General features: G+C 59.7%; 19 protein-coding genes and 2 pseudogenes. 15 read left to right on the forward strand and 6 right to left on the reverse strand.

All coding sequences use genetic code 11. The features are described 5' to 3' along the window. Positions 1-186: 186 nt before the first annotated feature. The 4 genes and pseudogenes from NKH41_RS23800 to NKH41_RS23815 all read left to right on the forward strand — a co-directional run bounded on the left by NKH41_RS23800 (position 187) and on the right by NKH41_RS23815 (position 2,225). On the forward strand, positions 187-1,212 hold the full coding sequence (locus NKH41_RS23800; RefSeq protein WP_352771897.1) for a zinc-binding alcohol dehydrogenase family protein: 1,026 nt from the start codon (positions 187-189) through the stop codon (positions 1,210-1,212). 101 nt (positions 1,213-1,313) lie between these two features. Then, positions 1,314-1,418: pseudogene (locus tag NKH41_RS23805) on the forward strand (EamA family transporter); the annotation flags it as partial. Positions 1,419-1,551: 133 nt separating this feature from the next. Next, on the forward strand, positions 1,552-1,779 hold the full coding sequence (locus tag NKH41_RS23810; protein ID WP_023679266.1) for a hypothetical protein: 228 nt from the start codon (positions 1,552-1,554) through the stop codon (positions 1,777-1,779). Continuing rightward, positions 1,776-2,225, forward strand: a pseudogene (locus NKH41_RS23815) (TA system VapC family ribonuclease toxin). Before NKH41_RS23810 ends, NKH41_RS23815 begins: the two are co-directional and overlap by 4 nt. A 140-nt stretch (positions 2,226-2,365) precedes the next feature. On the opposite strand, the gene NKH41_RS23820 reads toward NKH41_RS23815, so the two are convergent. The 4 genes from NKH41_RS23820 to NKH41_RS23835 form a co-directional block, all read right to left on the reverse strand. Next, complete coding sequence (locus NKH41_RS23820; protein WP_352540699.1) at positions 2,366-2,821, reverse strand: type II toxin-antitoxin system VapC family toxin; 456 nt, start codon at positions 2,819-2,821, stop codon at positions 2,366-2,368. After that, positions 2,802-3,044, reverse strand: a complete 243-nt coding sequence (locus NKH41_RS23825; RefSeq protein ID WP_352467423.1) for a type II toxin-antitoxin system Phd/YefM family antitoxin — start codon at positions 3,042-3,044, stop codon at positions 2,802-2,804. Before NKH41_RS23825 ends, NKH41_RS23820 begins: the two co-directional genes overlap by 20 nt. Before the next feature lie 391 nt (positions 3,045-3,435). Next, positions 3,436-4,611: an NAD(P)/FAD-dependent oxidoreductase gene (locus tag NKH41_RS23830; RefSeq protein ID WP_352771828.1), complete on the reverse strand. Its 1,176-nt coding sequence runs from the start codon at positions 4,609-4,611 to the stop codon at positions 3,436-3,438. Between the two features lie 64 nt (positions 4,612-4,675). After that, complete coding sequence (locus tag NKH41_RS23835) at positions 4,676-5,677, reverse strand: SIS domain-containing protein (protein WP_352771829.1); 1,002 nt, start codon at positions 5,675-5,677, stop codon at positions 4,676-4,678. A 103-nt stretch (positions 5,678-5,780) separates the two neighbouring features. Here NKH41_RS23835 and NKH41_RS23840 point away from each other — a divergent pair, with 103 nt between their 5' ends. The 4 genes from NKH41_RS23840 to NKH41_RS23855 all read left to right on the forward strand — a co-directional run bounded on the left by NKH41_RS23840 (position 5,781) and on the right by NKH41_RS23855 (position 10,474). Further along, positions 5,781-6,617: a PfkB family carbohydrate kinase gene (locus NKH41_RS23840; RefSeq protein ID WP_352771831.1), complete on the forward strand. Its 837-nt coding sequence runs from the start codon at positions 5,781-5,783 to the stop codon at positions 6,615-6,617. A 180-nt stretch (positions 6,618-6,797) separates the two neighbouring features. Continuing rightward, entirely contained in the window at positions 6,798-7,634 is an 837-nt protein-coding gene (locus NKH41_RS23845; protein ID WP_352614840.1) for an ABC transporter substrate-binding protein, read from the forward strand. 76 nt (positions 7,635-7,710) lie between these two features. Then, a complete protein-coding gene (locus NKH41_RS23850) occupies positions 7,711-9,240 on the forward strand; it encodes an amino acid ABC transporter permease/ATP-binding protein (protein ID WP_352771899.1) in 1,530 nt (509 codons plus the stop codon). Positions 9,241-9,328: 88 nt separating this feature from the next. After that, positions 9,329-10,474: a LacI family DNA-binding transcriptional regulator gene (locus NKH41_RS23855; RefSeq protein WP_352614842.1), complete on the forward strand. Its 1,146-nt coding sequence runs from the start codon at positions 9,329-9,331 to the stop codon at positions 10,472-10,474. 234 nt (positions 10,475-10,708) lie between these two features. Here NKH41_RS23855 and NKH41_RS23860 read toward each other — a convergent pair whose 3' ends face one another. After that, positions 10,709-11,785 (reverse strand): FAD-binding oxidoreductase, encoded by a 1,077-nt coding sequence (locus tag NKH41_RS23860; protein ID WP_352780570.1) that lies wholly within the window; start codon positions 11,783-11,785, stop codon positions 10,709-10,711. A gap of 91 nt (positions 11,786-11,876) precedes the next feature. Further along, entirely contained in the window at positions 11,877-12,734 is an 858-nt protein-coding gene (locus NKH41_RS23865; RefSeq protein ID WP_352503720.1) for a LysR family transcriptional regulator, read from the reverse strand. A 133-nt stretch (positions 12,735-12,867) separates the two neighbouring features. Here NKH41_RS23865 and NKH41_RS23870 point away from each other — a divergent pair, with 133 nt between their 5' ends. From NKH41_RS23870 to NKH41_RS23900, 7 genes are all read left to right on the forward strand, one after another. Beyond that, a complete protein-coding gene (locus NKH41_RS23870) occupies positions 12,868-13,950 on the forward strand; it encodes an amidohydrolase family protein (protein WP_352771834.1) in 1,083 nt (360 codons plus the stop codon). 11 nt (positions 13,951-13,961) lie between these two features. After that, positions 13,962-14,315 (forward strand): Rieske (2Fe-2S) protein, encoded by a 354-nt coding sequence (locus NKH41_RS23875; protein WP_352503722.1) that lies wholly within the window; start codon positions 13,962-13,964, stop codon positions 14,313-14,315. Between the two features lie 70 nt (positions 14,316-14,385). Further along, positions 14,386-15,849 (forward strand): ABC transporter substrate-binding protein, encoded by a 1,464-nt coding sequence (locus NKH41_RS23880; RefSeq protein ID WP_352934276.1) that lies wholly within the window; start codon positions 14,386-14,388, stop codon positions 15,847-15,849. Positions 15,850-15,865: 16 nt separating this feature from the next. Beyond that, positions 15,866-16,036 (forward strand): hypothetical protein, encoded by a 171-nt coding sequence (locus tag NKH41_RS23885; protein WP_352934279.1) that lies wholly within the window; start codon positions 15,866-15,868, stop codon positions 16,034-16,036. Between the two features lie 94 nt (positions 16,037-16,130). After that, positions 16,131-17,177, forward strand: a complete 1,047-nt coding sequence (locus NKH41_RS23890) for an ABC transporter permease (RefSeq protein ID WP_352771840.1) — start codon at positions 16,131-16,133, stop codon at positions 17,175-17,177. Continuing rightward, positions 17,174-18,058 (forward strand): ABC transporter permease, encoded by an 885-nt coding sequence (locus NKH41_RS23895; protein ID WP_352771842.1) that lies wholly within the window; start codon positions 17,174-17,176, stop codon positions 18,056-18,058. The genes NKH41_RS23890 and NKH41_RS23895 overlap by 4 nt, the downstream gene beginning before the upstream one ends. Continuing rightward, complete coding sequence (locus NKH41_RS23900) at positions 18,048-19,679, forward strand: ABC transporter ATP-binding protein (protein ID WP_352503726.1); 1,632 nt, start codon at positions 18,048-18,050, stop codon at positions 19,677-19,679. Before NKH41_RS23895 ends, NKH41_RS23900 begins: the two co-directional genes overlap by 11 nt. Positions 19,680-19,709 lie beyond the last annotated feature (30 nt).

Consider the following 19,709-nt stretch of genomic DNA (forward strand, 5'->3'; position numbering starts at 1 on the left):
TCTCCACGGCCAGGCGGGGCAACCGGTGGTCGCCAATTGTGCACCCGGGCGCGGTTTGGGGCCCGCTCAATACGTAAATGCCTTTTTTTTCCCCCCCCGGGGGCCGGGGTGTCGCCCCCGCCGCACCACTTCCTGTTGCCGGACTCCAGCTTAGCAAGGGGGTGAATTATAGTCATGGGCCCCACCATCAAAGTCGTGCGATGCGCTGAGCCGGGCAGGCTGGTGTTTGAGGAGCAGCAGGCACCAGGCACTCCGCCCGAAGGCTGGGCACTGATCAATGTCGCCTATGTCGGGATATGTGGAACCGACTACCACATCTTGGAGGGCAGGCATCCTTATCTCGCCTATCCGCGCGTCATGGGCCATGAGGTTTCGGGAACAATCGCGGCAATCAACGCGCCGGTGGACCTGTCGGTTGGAGAGCAAATCCTCGTCAACCCCTATTTTGCCTGCGGAAATTGTGCCGCCTGCCGCCAGGGAAAGCCGAACTGCTGCATGTCGATCGAGGTGCTTGGCGTGCACCGTGACGGTGCCATGAGCGAGCAGATTCTCGTGCCGGCGCAGAACTTGATAGCAGCGGCCGGCCTGTCACCGGTCGAGGCTGCCACGGTCGAGTTTCTGGCCATCGGTGCTCACGCGGTGCGCAGATCCATGGCGGGGCCGGGCATTCGCACCTTGGTTATCGGCGCCGGGCCGATCGGCCTTGGCACCGCGCTTTTTGCGCGCATAGCGCAACTCAACGTGACCGTCATGGACGTCGATGCCGAGCGGCTGGCCTTTGCCGCAAGACAATTGGGCTTCCTGGTGATCGACGGGTCGAAGGGATCGATCGTCGAAACGATAGCGGAGCGAACTGCGGGAGCAGGTTTCGACGTCGTCTTCGACGCCACGGGGAACAGCCGTTCGATGCAGGCTGCCTTTGCCTATGTTGCCCATGGCGGCGTCATGGTGATGGTCAGCGTCGTGCCGGACGACATAACCTTCTCAGATCCAGAGTTCCACAAGCGGGAAATGATGCTGATCGGCAGTCGCAACGCGACGCGTAGCGATTTCCAGCACGTCATTGCCTCGATCCGCGCTGGAAAAATACCAATCGACCGACTCGTTACCCATCGCACTACCCTGCGAGACAGCCCACGCGATATTGCGATCTGGGCGCAGCAGAAGTCCGGTCTAATCAAGGCTGTTGTCGACGTGGCTGGAGCTGGCTGACGTCAGCAAACACAATCAAGATATGTGACCGCAGCCCTGATGCCGCATTATGGGAGGGGGAGTTGCTCGGTGACGCCAGGCTAAGCGGCGCGCTTGACACGGTATTCGGAGTGGGTTTCCTCAGTGAACAATTGTCCCTGCCGAACTGGCTTGGCGTTTCACTGATTGCAGCAGCGGGCGCAGTTCTCGTCGCATACAAAGGTTGAAGCCGTGAAGCGACAATCCTTCCGGCACAAAACGCGTTCCACGCCAAGTCCGCCGGCTATTCGCACCGGTTGAGTATCCGACGTCGCTATTCTATATGATGCGTGATGTTTGATGCGCACCAAGCAGGGCAACATGAGAACCACACTGGCGATCGATGACGATGTCCTGGTTGCAGCCAAGGCCATCGCCCGGCAGCAGGATCGCAGCCTCGGCGAGGTCATCACCGATCTCGCCCGGCGCTCGCTGCGTCGGCCTCAAGCCGGCGGCGAGCGCAACGGGATTCCTCTACTGTCGCCTCGGCCGGATGCACCTCCTGTCACGCTTGAGACGGTCAATGCCTTGCGAGACGAACTGCCGTGACGCTCCTGCTCGATGTCAATGTGCTGATCGCACTGATAGATCCTGGCCACGTCGCCCATGACGAACGCGCATGGCTGGTTCGAAGAGACCGGTAAACTCCGCATGGGCTACGTGTCCCGTCACCGAAAACGGCGTCCTGCGCATCGTCGGCAACCAAAGATATCCCAATTCTCCCGGCTCACCAGCTGTTGTTGCGCGAATCGTTACCAAGTTGCGGACCCTGCACGGGCACAGCTTCTGGCCCGACGATGTGAGCCTGGTTGGCTCCGGCGACATTGATGCAGCCAAAATCCTGACCTCGGCGCAGGTGACGGCTACCTACCTTCTCGCGCTTGCCAAGGCGCGCGGCGGCCAACTTGCCAGCTTTGACCGCAAGCTGTCACAAGCTGTCAGCGGCGGCCGTGAAGGGCGGGAAGTCTGCACTGCATCTGATTCCAACAAGGTAGAGACTCTTCGGTGCGGTCTACCTTAATCTTCTCGGGTTTCTTCGGCGAGAAAGTCGCGGTGGTCCAGAGGCAGCACGGAATCGAGAGCGTCAAAGACTTCTGCACGTCGAATAACATAGGCAGGTGGCCGAGCGAAGAGGTCAATTGCCATTCGCGAGCGGCCCGAGAATTTGGACTCCCTGGCGGCGTGCGGCAAGTGCGAGCTTCCGATCGAGGGTGGCCAGCGGCAACTCGGTTTCGATTGCCAGCGCCAGATAGGCGGCGTCATAGGCGCTGAGCCCGTGCGAAGCCGCTAATGTCAGCACTGCGCCGTCCGACCCGCCGCCGGCGTCCTCCAGCGGCAATCGGCGCAGCCGTGCCATGGTGGTGGCAGCTTCGCCCGCCGCGATGCGGCCACGCCGCTCGGCCATCAATACGACGTTACGCGCCTCGTGCCAGAACAGGGAAGGGACAGGCGCGGTTGCTCCCGGCAATCGTCGCATCAGGGCGGCCGCCGCCTCGCTGTCTTCATCAGGAAGAATCCAGGCAGCCGCCACGGAAAGGTCGACAACGAAAGGCATCAGACGATGATCGCCATCAAGCGCGGCGCCCTTCATCGCGCCAGGCCCGAATTTCGTCCTGCGTCACGGGCTTGGCGCGGGCGCGGGCAGCGCTGATCTCTTCGATCACGGCTTCGACATCGTTGCGGCGTTGAATCCGCGACAGTTTAGCGATGGGATCATTGCCGCGCGAAATAATCACCTCCTCGCCGGCTTCTACCCTTGAAAGCAGTTCCGAGAGATGCGTTTTGGCCTCGCCAACTTTCACCGTGATGGTCATTTCCTGTCCTTGCGCGCGTCGGGTCAACGTGGTGAGCCGTGTTCATTGCCGAGCTGAGTGTGGATTGCTCGACAATCGCTCTTGCACGCGACGATAGGCGCAATCCTGCCCCTTGGTCAAGGCTTGGTCAAGTCATTGCCGACCCCTCGCACGCCGCAAGGCGGGCCGTCTCTTGACAAGGTGAAATCGTTCTGGAGCAACGGCTTCTGATCATGCGCAGTGTCTGATTTTGCGGGCGGAAGCTTGCGCAACTTGTCGCGGTTAGCGCACTCCAGTGGATCGCGAGTGGCTATCTGAGCATAGTTTGCGGGGCATTCTTCTTCGAGCGTTCGCGCTTGGACGCGCAGCGCCGACCTCTCGCCGTCTCTGTTGCCGTAGCACGACAACCTGATCACGCGGCTCTTCCCCAGGCCCGCGACCCATCTGGACAGTTCGGCCTTGCCCCAAAACGATTAGGGCGGAACGTTGCAAGCATGGGATGCGGATTGCCAGAGGCGATTTCTTTGGCAAGCAATTCGCCGACGATCAATCCAAGCGTGGCGCCGCTGTGGCTGAAGGCGACGTGAAGTTCGGCAACGGTCTCGACGCAGCCAAGCACTGGCTCGCCGTCGCCGGGGATGGGCTTCGGGCCAACTGCATAGGCAGCGAGTTGGAGCCGCGGATTGCCCTCGAGCACCGCACTAGCCTCCTCGAGCAGTCCTTTGACGGTCTTGTCGTGCACGGTGTAGGTTCCGTCAGAGTTGACCACGACTTCTTCCTCCGACCACGCCGAATCCAAAACAAGTGCGCCGTCCGGCGTCGGGCGAACCGCCACGCGGGGCGTATTCAGCACGGCACGGAGCTCGGTCTTGATCGGCTTGGTCTTCAAGAGAAGTGAAATTGGCGTGGCGTCGGGGACACGAACTCCGATCTCTGCGAGCATGATAGGCGTCGCTGGCCCGACCGCAAGGACCACTGCATCCGCCTTTACCGGCACACCGTCGGCAGTGACGACGCCACGCGCGCGACCACCTGTGGCATCTATCCGGACGCGTCCAGCGTCCCGAACAAACTTGCCGCCACGGGAGCGGAACTCATTGAGCAGCAGACTGATCAAAGACGGCAGGTCAACCCATCCTTCGCCAGGATTGAAGATGGCGCCCTGGGGGGTAATTGCGCTCGCGTTGACGCCGGGCACCACTGCACCGACTTCGGCAGGGCCGAGCAGAAGCGCGTCATAACCAATATCCTGCTCCAACTGGCAGACGGACGCGATCTGGTTCGTCTCGTCATCCGCATCCCAGGTGAGGCCGCCGTCAAAGCGAAGCCACGATCCCGTTTCCGGCCTTGTGGCGGCCAGGGTCCGATAACGGTCGATGCCTGCAAGCCTCAAGCGGTGGTAGGCAGTGTCCGCACGTCGCGCTGAGTTCAGCCAGGAAAGTGAACGGCCGGATGCACCGTTGGCTGGCGCGCCGTCGTTGACAAGCGTTACATCAAGGCCAAGACGAGCAAGGTGCAACGCGGAAGAGATGCCGAAGATGCCCGCGCCGATAACAACAACATGGCGCGGCTTTGGTGATGCGGTCATAGAGAAATCCTTCTTCGCAGAAGCCGGGCTGGGAGTTGTTGGATGGCTGCAGAGCGCGGCGGAATTAATATTCGGTGAGCTTCTTCATGTAGCGCCGGCCCTCAAGCATTGGACGGCCGCGCAGGGCGGCCAGCTCGTAGGCAAAACGCCAAAGCGTGTCGAAGAACACCAAGGGCACGAGATAGGGTTTGATGTGTTCGGACATACCGCTGAGGTCGAGTTCCGCTCCATCGAGCACCAGGACGTTTTCCCGGCTGCCGTACTTGAAAAGGAAGTCTCGGGCGCGTTCGGGAAGGCTCCGCGTTTCGTCCAAACCCAGCAAGACCACGAAGCAAGTATCCCGGTCGACCACCTCAAATGGGCCGTGAAAGAACTCGTTGGCGTGTATGGCCTGCGAATCGTACCACTGCATCTCCATCAACACGCAGATGCCGTACGAATAGGCCGCACCATAGCTGGCACCGCTGGCCAGTGTGTAGATCGCATTGCGCGGCGCGAAACGGGGGGCGAAGGCCTGAAACCGGTCGGCATAGGTCCGGTGCGCACGCTCGATCGCCGGCTGAAGATGGCTCAGGCTCGTCAGCAGATCGGCAGTTAGCCCGGCATCCTCCCGAGCATCGATCAGGCCGGCGAGCAACATATAGAGCACGCCGTAGTTGCTGCAGGCTGAATCGATTGCTTTGCCCGTCGTGTAGGAGGCCTGGTAGGCGACTGCGTGGTCGACCGCCAGCGCGAGGGGCGATATCTGGTCGAGCGTCATGCCGATTGTCGTTGCGCCTCGATCCTTTGCATGATTGGCCGCTCGCACAGTTTCGCGGGTGGTGCCGGTCTGCGAGCAAAGGACAACGAGCGCGTCAGGTCCCAACCGTCGCGGGTCTCGGCAGACGAACTCATCTGCGTTGTAGATGTCGCAGGCGAATGTGCCGCTGTGACGGTCGACGAAGTATTTGCCTGCCATCATGATCGAGAGCGAACCGCCGCACGCCACGAGGAATAGGTGCGAAAACTGCGTGCCCGCCGTAGCGGTCAGGGCGCGTTCCACGTCGGAGGGCAGGGCGGAAATCATGAGCTTCCTCGTCTCGTTGGCAGAGCTAGGGGCGGGCCCACAATTGACAGGTGGGCGGCCACTGTGCGAACGTTATCACACCCTTTAAACTGAAAGTCCTGCAATGGTCAAGATTGCCGCGATAGGCGATAACGTGGTCGATTGTTATCTTGCTCGCGACGAGATGTATCCTGGTGGAAATTGCCTCAATGTCTCGGTTTATGTCAGCCGCTTCGGCGGGCGATCGGCCTATGTCGGAGCGATCGGCAAAGACCGGGCAGGGGACCTTATCTGCACTGCACTGGCGTCGGAGCGCGTGGACATCACCCGATTACGGCGTCTCGAGGGACCGACCGCTTACTGCCTCATAGGTCACCGCAACGCCGATCGGATTTTCCTGGACTTCGATCTCGGAGTTTCGGTGTTTACGCCGACGCAAGAAGATCTGGATTTTCTCTCGGGCTTTCAGGCCGTCCACATCGGCCAGTCCAGCGGTTTGGACCCGTGGGTTGCCGCTGTATCAAGTAAGTCACTGTTGTCTTATGATTTTTCCACGCGACGGGACCCGGGACATCGACGCGAGATTGGACCCTATTGCTATCTGGCTTGTGTCTCGGGTGACGGTCTCGACGACAAGGAATTGGCCGCAATCGCGGCCGAATTGCTTGCACGTGGTTCAAAGTGGGTTCTTGTGACTCGTGGTCGAGCCGGCGCGGTGCTTCACGGCGACACCGTCTCTTACCGAACCCCGGCGCGGTTGGTCAAACCCGTCGACACCCTGGGCGCGGGCGACACCTTCATCGCCAGAACGCTATTCGGCCTGCTTAAGAAAGAGGCGCCTCAAGACATTCTCGGCCATGCCGCAGAGGCGGCTGCTGCTACCTGCCGGTACTACGGGGCAATCGGCCATGCGACAGCAATCGACCTAGGAAAGATGACGCCGGAGATCCCCCAGGCTTAAGACTGGAAAACCATCTAGCTGCGAAATTCTCCGAAACAATTGACGCGAGAAATGGACAATGCTAGAGAAAATGATAACGTTCTCACCTTCCTGGCCGAACGCCGTCCAAGAGCGTTTTGATAGATGAGACGTCGAGTGGGATCGCAAGGCCGAGTTCGGCCAATCGTAAGAGGAGAAGACATGCACACGAATTCGAGCAGGCGCCTACTTTTGAAATCCGGTCTGGCGCTGACGATCGCGCTGTTGACAGGACTTGGCACGTTGGCCTCGTCAACTCAGGCAAACGCGGCGGACAACCCTTATAACCTCATCGACCCGACGGTGATCAGCGTCGGAACCATGGGCGATGCGAAACCCTATGTCTTCACCGATACCAACGGTAACTTCACCGGCTTCGACGCCGAACTCTTCCGTGATGTGGCGCGCCGGCTCGGGTTCAAGGAGGAGCAGGTCGTTTTCACCGGCCAGGAATTCTCGGCGCTGCTGCCCTCCGTTGCCAACGGCCGCTTCGATGTAGCTGTCGCCGCCATCGGCACAACGGCGCAGCGCAAGAAGACGGTGGATTTTGGCGACGGCTATCTCGCCGGCTACCTGTCGATCATTTCGGCGGATCCGGCACTGACGAGCAATGAGAGCACCGCCGGAAAGCGCATCGGCGTGATCCAGGGAACGCTGCAGGAAATCTATGCCGAGAAGAACCTCAAGGGCGACATTGTCAAATTTCCCGACAACAACACTGCGGTGGCGGCGCTGAATAACGGGACGATTGATGGCCATTTCACTGACTATGAGTCGGCCAAGCAGTATGTGGAGCGCTATAAGAACCTGAAGATTACAATGAACGTGCCGTCCTTCGACGCGCCGGCCGGGTTCGTGGTCAAGAAAGGCAACGATGCCTTCCGCGAGGCGCTCAACAAGGCGCTGCGCGAGGCCATGGACGATGGCACCTGGAAACGGCTGCATGAGAAGTGGTTCCCGGGCACTCCGATGCCGGATCAATATCTGCCCAAGAAGTAAATTCGCGCGTATTCATTTTCGTTTCCGGCCGGGCCCGTCAGCAACGGTGCCCGGCCGAGTTATAGATGGACTTGATATGAGCTGGTTCGATACCTTCGCCCGCAGCTTCCTTGATTTCCAGGCGATGGCAGAAGTTCTGCCAAACATGGTGATGGTCGGCCTCAAGAACACTTTGATCCTGGCCCTTGCCTCGACGTTTTTCGGGACGCTGATCGGTATCGTCCTCGCAGTCATGGGGATTTCAGAGAACCGGCCGCTGAAACTCCTTGCCCGAGTCTACACCGATATCTTCCGTGGGCTTCCTGCCATTGTCACAATCCTGATCATTGGCCAAGGCTTCGCGCGGTTGGGCCGAGATCTGTTCGGTCCATCGCCTTATCCGCTGGGCATTCTGGCGCTCAGCTTGATCGCCGGAGCCTACATCGGGGAGATTTTCCGCGCCGGCATTCAGAGCGTCGAGCGGGGTCAGATCGACGCCACACGCACTCTCGGTATGACGTATGGCCAAGGCATGCGCCTGGTGGTGATCCCGCAAGGCATCCGTCGCGTCCTGCCTGCACTGGTCAACCAGTTCATCGGCAATGTCAAAGACTCCAGCCTGGTCTATTTCCTTGGTCTGCTCGCCTCCGAACGCGAACTGTTCCGCGTCGGCCAGGACCAGGCTGTGCTGACCGGCAACTTGTCGCCCCTATTGCTGGCCGGAGTGTTCTATCTCGTGATCACGGTGCCGCTGACCCATCTCGTCAACTACATCGACGCGCGCATGCGCGTCGGCAAACGAATAACCGCCGTGCAGAGTGGCCTCCAAGAGGTCGCCGAGCTTGCCGAAGCCGTCATGCCGGGAGCAGCGACGTTGCCTGCAGCAGCGCCCACACGCTTCAAGGGTGGCGGCATCGAGGTCAAAAATATCGACATGGCCTACGGCGCCGTCCAGGTGCTGCATGACGTCGGTCTGAAAGTGGAGCCCGGGACCGTCACCTGCCTCATCGGTCCGTCCGGATCGGGCAAGTCGACCTTGCTGCGCTGCCTCAACCGTCTCGTAGAATGCCGAGCCGGTGACATTCTGCTCGACGGCGAAAGCATCTACAAGCAGACCCCTGACCAACTCCGGCGGCGTGTGGGCATGGTTTTCCAGCAGTTCAATCTGTTCCCCGACCGTAGCGCGCTCGCCAACATCACCTTGGCGCTGCGCAAAGTTAAACGCATGTCGCGCGAGGAGGCTAATGACGCGGCCTTGGCGAGGCTAAATGAAGTCGGACTGCTGGAGCGCAAGGACCATCGGCCGGCCAATCTCTCGGGCGGGCAACAGCAGCGGGTGGCCATCGCGCGTGCGCTCGCGCTCGAACCCGAAATTATGCTGTTCGACGAAGTCACCAGCGCCCTCGATCCAGAATTGGTCAAAGGTGTCCTGAACTTGATGGCCGACCTCGGGCGCGGCGGGATGACGATGGTGGTCGTTACACACGAGATGAATTTCGCTCGCAAGGTCGCGAACCAGGTCGTGTTCATGGACGAGGGGCGGATCGTCGAGGCAGGCCGGCCAGAAGACCTATTCGACAATCCGCAGAGCCCGCGTCTTCGACGCTTTCTGTCGGAGGTGCTGTAATTCAAATGGTGTGCGCAGCGGCGGGTTCTGCGGTGTTCGGCCTTGCGGGGCGTGCCTAACTGCCGCTAGTTCGTCGCCACGACGTTGCATGGTCGGCGGGACTTGCTGGGTGACTCAAAGATCCAAAAACGCAACTATCATCGAAGTCGCTCGCCGGGCTGGAGTGAGCTCTGCCACGGCTGGGCGCGTGCTTGGTGACTACGGGTACAGCAGCCCTGAGGTCCAGGAGAAGGTGCGCGCCGCGGCATCTGCGCTGGGTTATCGGCCCAATCGCCTGGCCAAAGGCCTGATCACCGGTAAGACCCAGACTATCGGCGTTGTCGTAGGCGACATCGAAAGCCCATTCTATGCAAGCGTGCTGCGCGGAATAGGGGACGTCGCGCGCCGTGGCGGCTTCGGGGTTATCGTTACGAATAGTGACGAAAATGCCGAACTCGAGCGAGAGGCGGTGCAGCTGCTGTTGGAAAAGCAGGTCGATGGTTTAGTCGTCTCATCGACCTTCTTGGACAAGCCGGATCATCTTCGTGACGCAGTCGCGGCCGGCTGTCCCGTCGTGCAGTTCGACCGCATCGTGGCGGGCATGGAAACCGATTCGGTCGTGGTCGATAACGTTTCTGTAACGCGTAGCAGCATAGCGGCGATCATCGCCGCCGGACACAGCCGCATCGGAATATTGGCGGAACTCGGGCCGGACCAACGCGATGATGTTGGTTCCTTTGTCACAAACGCTGATCTCTCCAGCTCCGACGTTCGCTACCATCATCCAAGCTGGCAACGGTTGTTGGGTTATCTCGAAGCCCATCGCGCTGCGGGCATTTCGCCGGATCCACAGTTGATCCGCCGCGTGGCGGTCTATTCCAGCGAGGCAGCCCGAAAGGAGGCACTCGATCTGCTGACAATGCGCAATGCGCCGTCCGCCCTGTTTACCGCCGACGGTGTGATGTCGACAGGCGTTCTGGAGGCGACATCCGCACTGAAGCTTGCGATTCCGGGAGAGGTTTCGCTGCTTTGCTTCGACGATCTCGACTGGATGCAGTTCGTGGCCCAAGGTATCACAGCCATCGCGCAGCCGGCGCATCTGATCGGGGCGACGGCAGCCGAGCTTCTCTTGAAGAGGCTGGCTGGCGACACCGCACCGTTTGAACACCGTGTCCTCGCGGCTCGCCTGGTGAACCGTAATTCGATTGCGGTTCATCTCAACCGCAACGCCCCTGATCCGGCCGCGACGGTGTAGCTGGAGCCGAATTGCCGCGCCTCTTTGTGTCGAGGTCGATCCCATGCAACGGCTGAATGATAGCTCAAGCATATTGCTGGGTAGGACTTTTGTCGTTTGCGATGCCCAGCGTGAGCTGCGCCAGAAATCGGGCGAGCCCATCCGGGTTCCGAGACCTAATCACGTGCGGTCGCAGTAGTATGGCTTGGTCGTTGAACGCAAAGGCTGCCCGATTTCGTTCCGCGATGGGTACAATTATAGATCAAGCAAAATGTCGCCTTGTGGGCGGCTGCAGCACGCCAGGATGTAGCCTGCCGATTTGTCCTCCAAGGTCAGTCCGCCTAGGTCATCCATGACGACTTCGCCAGACAGCTTGGCGATCCGGCACGTACCGCAAACTCCCTGCTGGCAAGCGGTTGGGACATAGACGCCACATTGGCGCGCCGCTTCCAGCAGGGTCTCTCCGGGCGCGCAATGATATGCAAGGCCGGAGCGGGCGAAGCGGACCGAAGACGAAACCTTTGAATCCGATAGCGAACGCGAAATGTTGCCGCCCCCGAAGCTCTCCTCATGATACTGTGAAGGGGCGAGCCCGATTGCATCGAGGCAGCTGCGTGCAGCCTTTATGTAGGATTCCGGCCCACAGGCAAAAATCGTGCGGCTATGGAGATCGGGAACCAAAGTCAGGAGCATTTCACTGTTAATTCGCCCGGTTGGACCCGTCCAGGCCGGGTCTCCATGACTGCAAATGCAAGTCACATGAACATTGGGAAAGCGAGTGGCAAGTGCGTCCAGTTCGAGCCGAAAAATGATGTCGTCCGGCGTTCTCGCACTATGAATGAAGTGGATATCCTGGTTTGCTGCGCGGTCGGTAAATGCCCGCAGCATCGACATGACGGGAGTTATCCCGCTGCCACCTGAAAGGAAGAGGGACTTTGCATGCGGCAGATCGTCGAGATTGAACGAGCCGAGCGGCCCTTCGATCTCGATCCCATCGCCCGGCTTCAAATTGTCATGGAGCCAATTCGAAACGAGCCCGCCCGGCGTCCGTTTCACGGTGATCTGCAGGTCGAGCGGTCGCGTCGGCGGTGATGAAACAGAGTAGGAGCGTGTCACCGCGGCCCCCTCGATCCTCAGGTGCACCACAACATATTGGCCAGCGCTGAAGCAGAACATCCGATCTGAAGCGGGTGTGAGAACGAATGTTTTCACATCGTGCGTCTCGTCGATCACGCGTCGGCAGAGCACAAGCTGCGGCGTGGTCTGTGCCCACTCCCGGTGAAGCTTTGTTGGGGCGAAGCCGGAGGCTGCAAAGGCCGCGTAAGCATTCATCATTCAACTCGGGTTTGAAGTGGAGCCAAGATGCCACTTCAAACCCCGCTGAACAGCCGCGCAATCCTGCCGTTATGATCGGTAATTTCGATTACACTTCCAGGGACATTACAGCCACCTGGAGAGCTCGGATGCCCTTGCGAATAATGGGTTCGTGTTTGCGGCGCGCAAGGATCGCGGTGTGGACTGGCTGGTGCAGCGTCGGCGCTCCCTCGACGAGGAACGATGGGAGCTCGGCCGTGAACCGGCGCGCATCGTCGCTGCGCATGTAGCAGGTGCCGCCCGTTCGTCGCAGCATGATCTCCGCCAGAGTTTCCGATCCCGTCGAAAGCCGACAGATCGCAAGCTCGGCCAGCAGCTCTGCGTGCGTCTTTTCCAGCACCGCGGTGTAGCCTGGGCGAATGTAGGTTTCAGGGTCGACATCAGACAGCGTTCTGGCAGCCGTCGAAACCATCACATATTCCTCGACCATCAGATGCTCGTAGGCGATCTCAGGCAGGTAGCGAGGCGCATAAAGCACGGCAATATCGAGATTTCCCATGCTTAGGTCGCTGACCATCTGGTTCGAATAGTCCGACTCGACATGGATCGAGGATTTTGGAAGCGCCTGGCACAGTGTCTCGACCCATCCCGGCAGGACCGAACGGGTCATGCCCACCTGTGCGGCGATGCGCAACGTGCCCTCGAAACGGTTGAACGCTCGCACATCGTGTCGAGCTTGCGACCACGTCGACAGCAAGGATCTGGCATAGGCTTCGAACCGCCGCCCGGCGGCTGTCGGCTCAGCGCCGGCGCGCCCGCGCAGAAAGAGCTCGGACCCGATCGCGCTCTCCAGATTCTTGATGCGGGTGCTGATCGTCGACTGGGTCAACCCCAGCCGGTCGGCGGTACGATTGAAATTTCGCGACTCGATGATGTCGAGAAAGGTTTCGATGTGATCTAGCTGCACATGACCTCCGATCGAAAAAGTCGATCATATTGCGCAGGATCATAAGCTTGATCAAACAATACTCAAGGCGGAAGCTGCACGCGGTGAAATCGGCCGGCAGATCGTCCAGGCTGAAGCTACGGAGCTGAGCAACGTGTTCATAGTCGACTGCGATTGTCACAATTACTGGTCGAGCGCGACTGTATTGGAGCCTTATCTTTCCGGCCTATGGAAGGACATGTTCGTTGAAGGCGAGAAGACAGGTCCCGTTGGCGCCTTCCCGCATGGCCATCGTCCCTGGTTTCATCCGCAGGACTTCTCACGCAAGGACGTCCGTCCGAAAACAGAAGCCGACAACTATCTCATCATGAAGGAAAAACACCTCGACAAGTACAAGGTCGATGTGGCGATCCTGACCGGCGATGAGCCGATCGAGGCTTCCACCCTCGCCAATCCCTATTATGCCAGCGCCCTCGTCAGCGCCTACAATGACTATCAGATCGACCAATGGCTGCCGAAGGACGATCGCTTCATGGGCTCGATCATCGTCGCGCCACAGGATCCGAAGCTCGCGGCCGCCGAGATACGCCGTCTGGGCAATCACCCGCGCGTGGTTCAGGTTCTCGCTTCGCAAGGCTCCGTCAAGCCCTATGGCGATCCGTTTTACCATCCAATTTATGAGGCTTGCGCCGAGGTGGGGCTGCCCTTTGCCATTCATCTGGGCGGCCATGGTGGCGTGAATTCGACCGCGATTGCTCCGGCCCCGACGACATTCTTCTGGGAGACCCATGCCATCCTGCACATGTCGGCCATTTCGCATGTCGCAAGCATGATTGCGCATGGCGTCTTCGAAAAATGGCCGGACCTCTACTTCGTGGTCATCGAATGCGGCGTCGCCTGGGTGCCATCGGTATTGTGGCGCCTGGACGCCGACTACAAAGCCCTACGCAAAGAGACGCCATGGCTGAAAATGCTGCCGTCCGAATATTGCCGGCGAAATATCCGCTTTTCCACGCAGCCGCTGGAGCAGCCCGCAAATATTCAGCATCTCTGGTCCACTCTCGAGGCGATGGACGGCGAAAATACGCTGTTGTTTGCCTCCGACTATCCGCATTGGGACTATGACGATGCCAACACGCTGCAAATCCCTCCTGCCTGGAAGAGCAAGATCATGGGGCTGAATGCGCTGGAGGTTTACAAGCGCATCCCGCGCGCGCAAGCGGCGAATGCTGCCTGAGGAAGCAGACGATGCCCGAGAAGACATACATCTGTAGAGTCGACGAGATCGAAACCGGATCTCCCTTCATCGCCAAGATCCGCAGCCTTTCGGTCGGCGTTTTTCGCATCGGAGATTCATTCCACGCGCTGCTGAATGTTTGTCCGCACCGCGGCGCTCCCCTTTGCGAGGGGCCGCAATGTGGAACAACTGCACCGGTCGAAGAGGCGCAGTTCATCTATCACCGCCAAAACGAGATCGTGCGCTGCGCCTGGCATGGCTGGGAATTTGACATCAAATCGGGCGCGGCCCTGGTCGATCCGTCCGTTCGCGCGCGCACATTTCCAGTAACGGTCGAGGCGGGCAGCATCTATGTGACGGCCTGATTGAGGTACGGATTCGAAGAGTAGCAGAAATGATGATCGCGGCTAACGGGCAGATTTCTTCACAGGGTGCGTGACGAACAATAACGCGGAAAATCCGCAATGGGAGAGTCAAATGTCAGAATCTGGATACAAGCTTGCTATCGCTCAAAACCTGATCGGTCGCGGCAAGATTTCCCGTCGCGATTTCATTAATCTTGGGCTGGCCGCTGGGCTGACGGTCACCGCTGCGGATAAGCTCTTCGTCAGCACGGCCCGCGCCGAACCGCTGCAGGGCGGCTTCGCCAAGCTCGGAATGGCACATGGCGCGACGACGGATTCGATCGATCCGGCCGGCTACCCGGACACCTTCACACAGACAGCGTTCTCGGGCTCGATGTCCAACAGCCTCACCGAGGTCGACGCCAAAGGCAACGTCCAACCGGACCTTGCCGAGAGCTTTGAATCGTCCGATGGCGCCAAAACCTGGGTCTTCAAGCTTCGCAAGGGCGCAAGCTTCCACAACGGCAAGAATGTGACGGCGGACGATGTCGTGACTTCGCTTCGCTATCATATGGGCGACGAAACTAAGTCGGCGGCGAAGCCGCTGCTTGAGCCCGTCGCCAGCATTAAGGCGGATGGCCCGGAAACGGTTGTCTTCACGCTGAAAAGCGGCAACGCCGACTTCCCCTACATCATGAGTGACTACCATCTGGTCATCATGCCGGCCAAGGACGGCAAGGCGGATTGGGGATCGGGCGTTCGCACCGGCGCTTTCGTGCTTGAGAATTTCCAGCCCGGCGTTTCGGCCAAACTCAAGCGCAATCCGAACTACTTCAAGAACGGCAAACCCTATCTCGACGAGGTGGAGTTTATCGCCATCACCGATCTCGCCGCTCGCATGGCCGCGCTATCGACAGGGGAGGTGGACTATATTGGCCGCGCCGACCTCAAGACCCTCGGCATGTTGAAACGCAACCCCAAGGTGGAGATCGTCGAGGTCACCGGCTATGGCCATTATACCTTGCCGATGAATGTCACGATGGCGCCGTTCGATAATCCGGATGTCCGGATGGCCTTAAAGTGGGCGATCAACCGTCAGGAGATCGTCGACAAGATCTTTCTCGGTCACGCCACCGTGGCCAATGACAACCCGATCGCGCCGGCGATTAAATTCGCCACCAATCCGCAGCCGCAGCACAGTTTCGATCCGGAGAAAGCCAAGCACTATCTGAAAAAAGGCTGGAATGGAGAAACTGAAGGTGGACCTCTCGGTCGCCGATGCCGCTTTTGCAGGCGCGGTGGACGCGGCTGCGCTGATCCGCGAGACGGCAGCCCAGTGCGGTATCGACGTAAACGTCGTGCGCGAGGCCGAGGACGCCTATTGGGACAATGTCTGGCTCAAGAAACCTTGGTGCGCTTCCTATTGGAGCGGTCGCGCGACGGCCGACTGGATGTTCACGCAAGCCTTCGCCGCCGATTCCAGCTGGAACGAGTCGTTCTGGAAAAATCCCCGCTTCAACGAGTTGCTTGTCGAGGCGCGCGCCGAGACGGATGAGGCCAAGCGGGCGGCAATGTATGCCGAGATGCAGCAACTGACGCATGATGATGGCGGCAGCATCGTGCTGGTCTTCAACAACTTCGTCAGCGCCAAATCCAAGAAGCTCGCACATGGCGAAGTGGCGCCGAACTGGGAGAACGACGGACTGAAGATGGCCGAACGCTGGTGGATCGCCACTGCGTGAGAGAGCGGGCCGGACCCGCGATGGCTACTGGGCTTCGGCTTGCAGCCGCGTGCCCTGCCGGCAGGGCAGCGACGGCAACGGGAAACGCGAGCAAATGAACCCGGTCGCAAGAACGGTTCTGCAGCGCCTTGGCCTCGGCCTGGTCACGCTGTTCATCGTCTCCATCATTATCTTCTCTGCGATTGCAATGCTGCCGGGCGACTTCGCCAAGGCGATGCTCGGACAATCCGCGACACCCGAAACGGTCGCCGCCTTCCAGCGAGAAATTGGCATCGACCGTCCGCCTGTCGAGCGTTATTTCGTCTGGGTCGGGCAGATGCTCCACGGGGATTTCGGCTCTTCGTTCGCAAGCCGCACCGGATATCGGCGCACCGTCGCCGAGATCATCGCGCCGCGCCTTTACAATACGATGTTCCTCGCATCGATGACCGCGCTGATCGCAGTTCCGCTCGCCCTGGGACTGGGCATCCTCGCTGCGCTCCACCGCAATGGCTGGTTCGACCGGGTGGTGAACGCAGTGACGCTGACAACCATTTCGTTCCCGGAGTTCTTCGTCGCCTATATGCTTGCCTACCTGGTCATCTCGCGCGACACATTCATCGGCTCCGAGTTCGCACAATCCCTGCCGCACTGGCTTGCAGTGTCACTGAACTGGATACTTAACGCAGTTCCCAAGTTCCCGACATTGTCGAACGTGAACGACCAGACGCCGTTCTGGGATCAGGTCTGGAGAGTAGCCTTGCCGACGACCACGCTTACGCTCGTCATCGTCGCACACATGATGCGCATGACACGAGCGGCGATCATCAACATGCTTGCAAGCCCCTATATCGACATGGCGCGTCTCAAGGGAGTCTCGCCGATGGCCGTCGTACTCAGGCATGCCTTGCCCAACGCATGGGCTCCGATCGTCACGGTGGTGGCCTTCAATCTTGCTTATCTCGTCGTCGGAGTGGTCGTCGTCGAAGTGGTGTTCGTCTATCCCGGCATCGGTCAGCTGATGGTCGACGCGGTCAAATCAAGGGATGTTCCGATTGTCCAGGCTTGCGCCTTGATTTTCGCGGCGACCTATATCCTCCTTAATCTGACCGCCGACATCATTTCCATCGCCACCAATCCCAGGCTCTTGCATCCACGATGACCAGCTACGAACCCATCGCGCAGGTTCACAGGCTGAGGCGCTCGCGCGCCACCCGGGCCAAAACGGCGCTGAAGAAGGCACCCTTCAGTGCCTGGTTCGGCATCCTCGTGATCATTGGCTATGTCGTCGTTGCGGTCTTCGCGCACTGGATCGCCCCATACGGCGAAACACAGGTCTTCAGCGAGGCCTTCGCACCGTGGAGCCAGCAGTTCAGATTCGGGACCGACCAGCTCGGCCGCGATATGCTCACACGCTTGATTTACGGTGCGCGCAACACCATCGGTATAGCCGTCGCGACTACATTGCTGTCCTTCGCAGTCGACGTCTCGCTAGGCCTTCTTGCCGCATTGTACAGAGGATGGCTCGACCAGATACTGTCGCGTGCGGTGGACGTCTTGATGTCGATCCCAAGCCTTATCTTCGCCCTGGTGCTGCTTTCGATCTTCGGCTCGTCGATCACAAGCCTGATAGTCATCATTGCGCTGCTCGATTCTACCCGTGTCTTTCGGCTCGCACGCGCCGTCGGGCTTAACGTGGCGGTAATGGACTATGTCGAAGTGGCGCGATTGCGCGGCGAAGGCCCGAAATGGATCATCGCCAAGGAAATCCTTCCCAACGTGATGCCGCCGCTGGTCGCGGAGTTCGGCTTGCGATTTTGCTTCGTATTCCTCACGATCGCGGCACTGTCCTTCCTGGGGGTCGGTATTCAGCCACCGACCGCCGATTGGGGATCGATGGTGCGCGAGAATGCGACCCTGATCACCTACGGCGATGTCACGCCGCTGCTGCCGGCCGGCGCGATTGCCCTCCTCACGGTCTCTGTGAATTTCGTCGTGGACTGGTTCCTGCATGCAACAAGCGGGTTGCGGGATGAAAAATAGCGCTCCCGGATTGCGCGAAAAAGGCAAGGATCTGCTTCAGATCCGCAATCTGCATGTGGAGGGTTTCTCGGACGAGCGGTGGTATCCCATAGTCCGCGGGGTCGATCTGGCGCTGAAGCGGGGGGACGTTCTTGGCCTGATCGGCGAGTCAGGCGCCGGCAAATCCACCATTGGCCTCGCGGCGATGGGTTACGCCAAGCCGGGCTGCCGTATTACACAGGGCTCGATCCTGTTCGACGGGATCAATCTTCTGGCACTAAGCGAAACAGGGCGGCGTCGCCTCAGAGGCTCCCGTATCGCCTATGTCGCGCAAAGCGCGGCGGCCTCTTTCAATCCGGCCCATCGACTCCTCGATCAGACTGTCGAAACCGTGGTGGCGCATGGGATTGCCAGCCGAGAGAAAGCGAACCGGAGTGCGGTCGATCTTTATCGGCGTCTTCAGCTTCCAGATCCGGAGACCATTGGCTTTCGCTATCCTCACCAGGTTTCCGGCGGACAATTGCAACGGGCGATGACCGCGATGGCGATGGCTTGCCGTCCGGACCTCATCGTCTTCGACGAGCCAACGACGGCGCTCGATGTGACAACGCAGGTCGAAGTTCTCGCCTCCATTCGCAACATCGTGGAGGAGTTCAACACCGCTGCAATCTATGTGACGCATGATCTGGCGGTGGTGGCGCAAATGGCGGACCGCATCATGGTTTTGCGCCATGGACTAACCGTGGAGGAGGCAGAAACGCGCCAGATGCTCGCCTCGCCCACCCAGGAATATACCAAGACGCTCTGGGCCGTGCGCAAGCTCGCCAAGCCCGAAGTTCCGGCCGATGAATATTTGCTTACGATAGACAACGTCACCGCGGCCTACGGCCGGGCGGTTAAGGTGCTCCAGGATGTCTCGATCAAAGTTCCACGCGGAAGAACGGTGGCTGTGGTCGGCGAGTCCGGTTCCGGGAAATCGACGCTCGCTCGCGTCGTTACCGGCCTGCTGCCCCCGCTTTCGGGGTCGATTTCCTTTGCCGGCCAGGCCCTTTCCAAGACCGTGAAGTTGCGCCCAAAAGAGATCCTGCGACGCATACAGATGATTTATCAAATGCCCGACAACGCCCTAAATCCGCGCCAGACGGTCGAAGAAGTTATAGCTCGTCCGCTTGAATTCTACCTTGGCCTCAAGGGTGCACAACGGGATCGGCGGATCGGCGAACTCATGCACATGGTCGAGATGAGCGAAACTTACCTGGATCGTCTGCCGGCCGAACTGTCGGGAGGCCAGAAGCAGCGCGTTTGCATCGCCCGGGCGTTGGCCGCCGATCCGGAGCTGATAATCTGCGACGAAATCACGTCCGCGCTCGACCAGATTGTGCAAGAGGAAATCCTGAAGCTCTTGATCCGGCTTCAGCGCGAGCTCGGCATGACCTACATTTTCATCACCCATGACATTGCCACCGTGCGGGCGATCGCCGACGAAATTGTGGTCATGCACCAGGGTAAAGTCGTTGAGCAGGGATTAAAGAGCGAAATTCTCACGCCGCCGCATGCCCCCTATACCGAACGGCTTCTGTCCTCCGTGCCGGAAATGGATCCGGATTGGCTCACAAGGCTGCTCGCCAGCCGGACGATATGATCGTCGGGCAGAGTGTTCTTCCATATCGCC

It is taken from the genome of Mesorhizobium sp. M1169 (assembly GCF_040318345.1).
Taxonomy (GTDB): Bacteria; Pseudomonadota; Alphaproteobacteria; order Rhizobiales; family Rhizobiaceae; genus Mesorhizobium.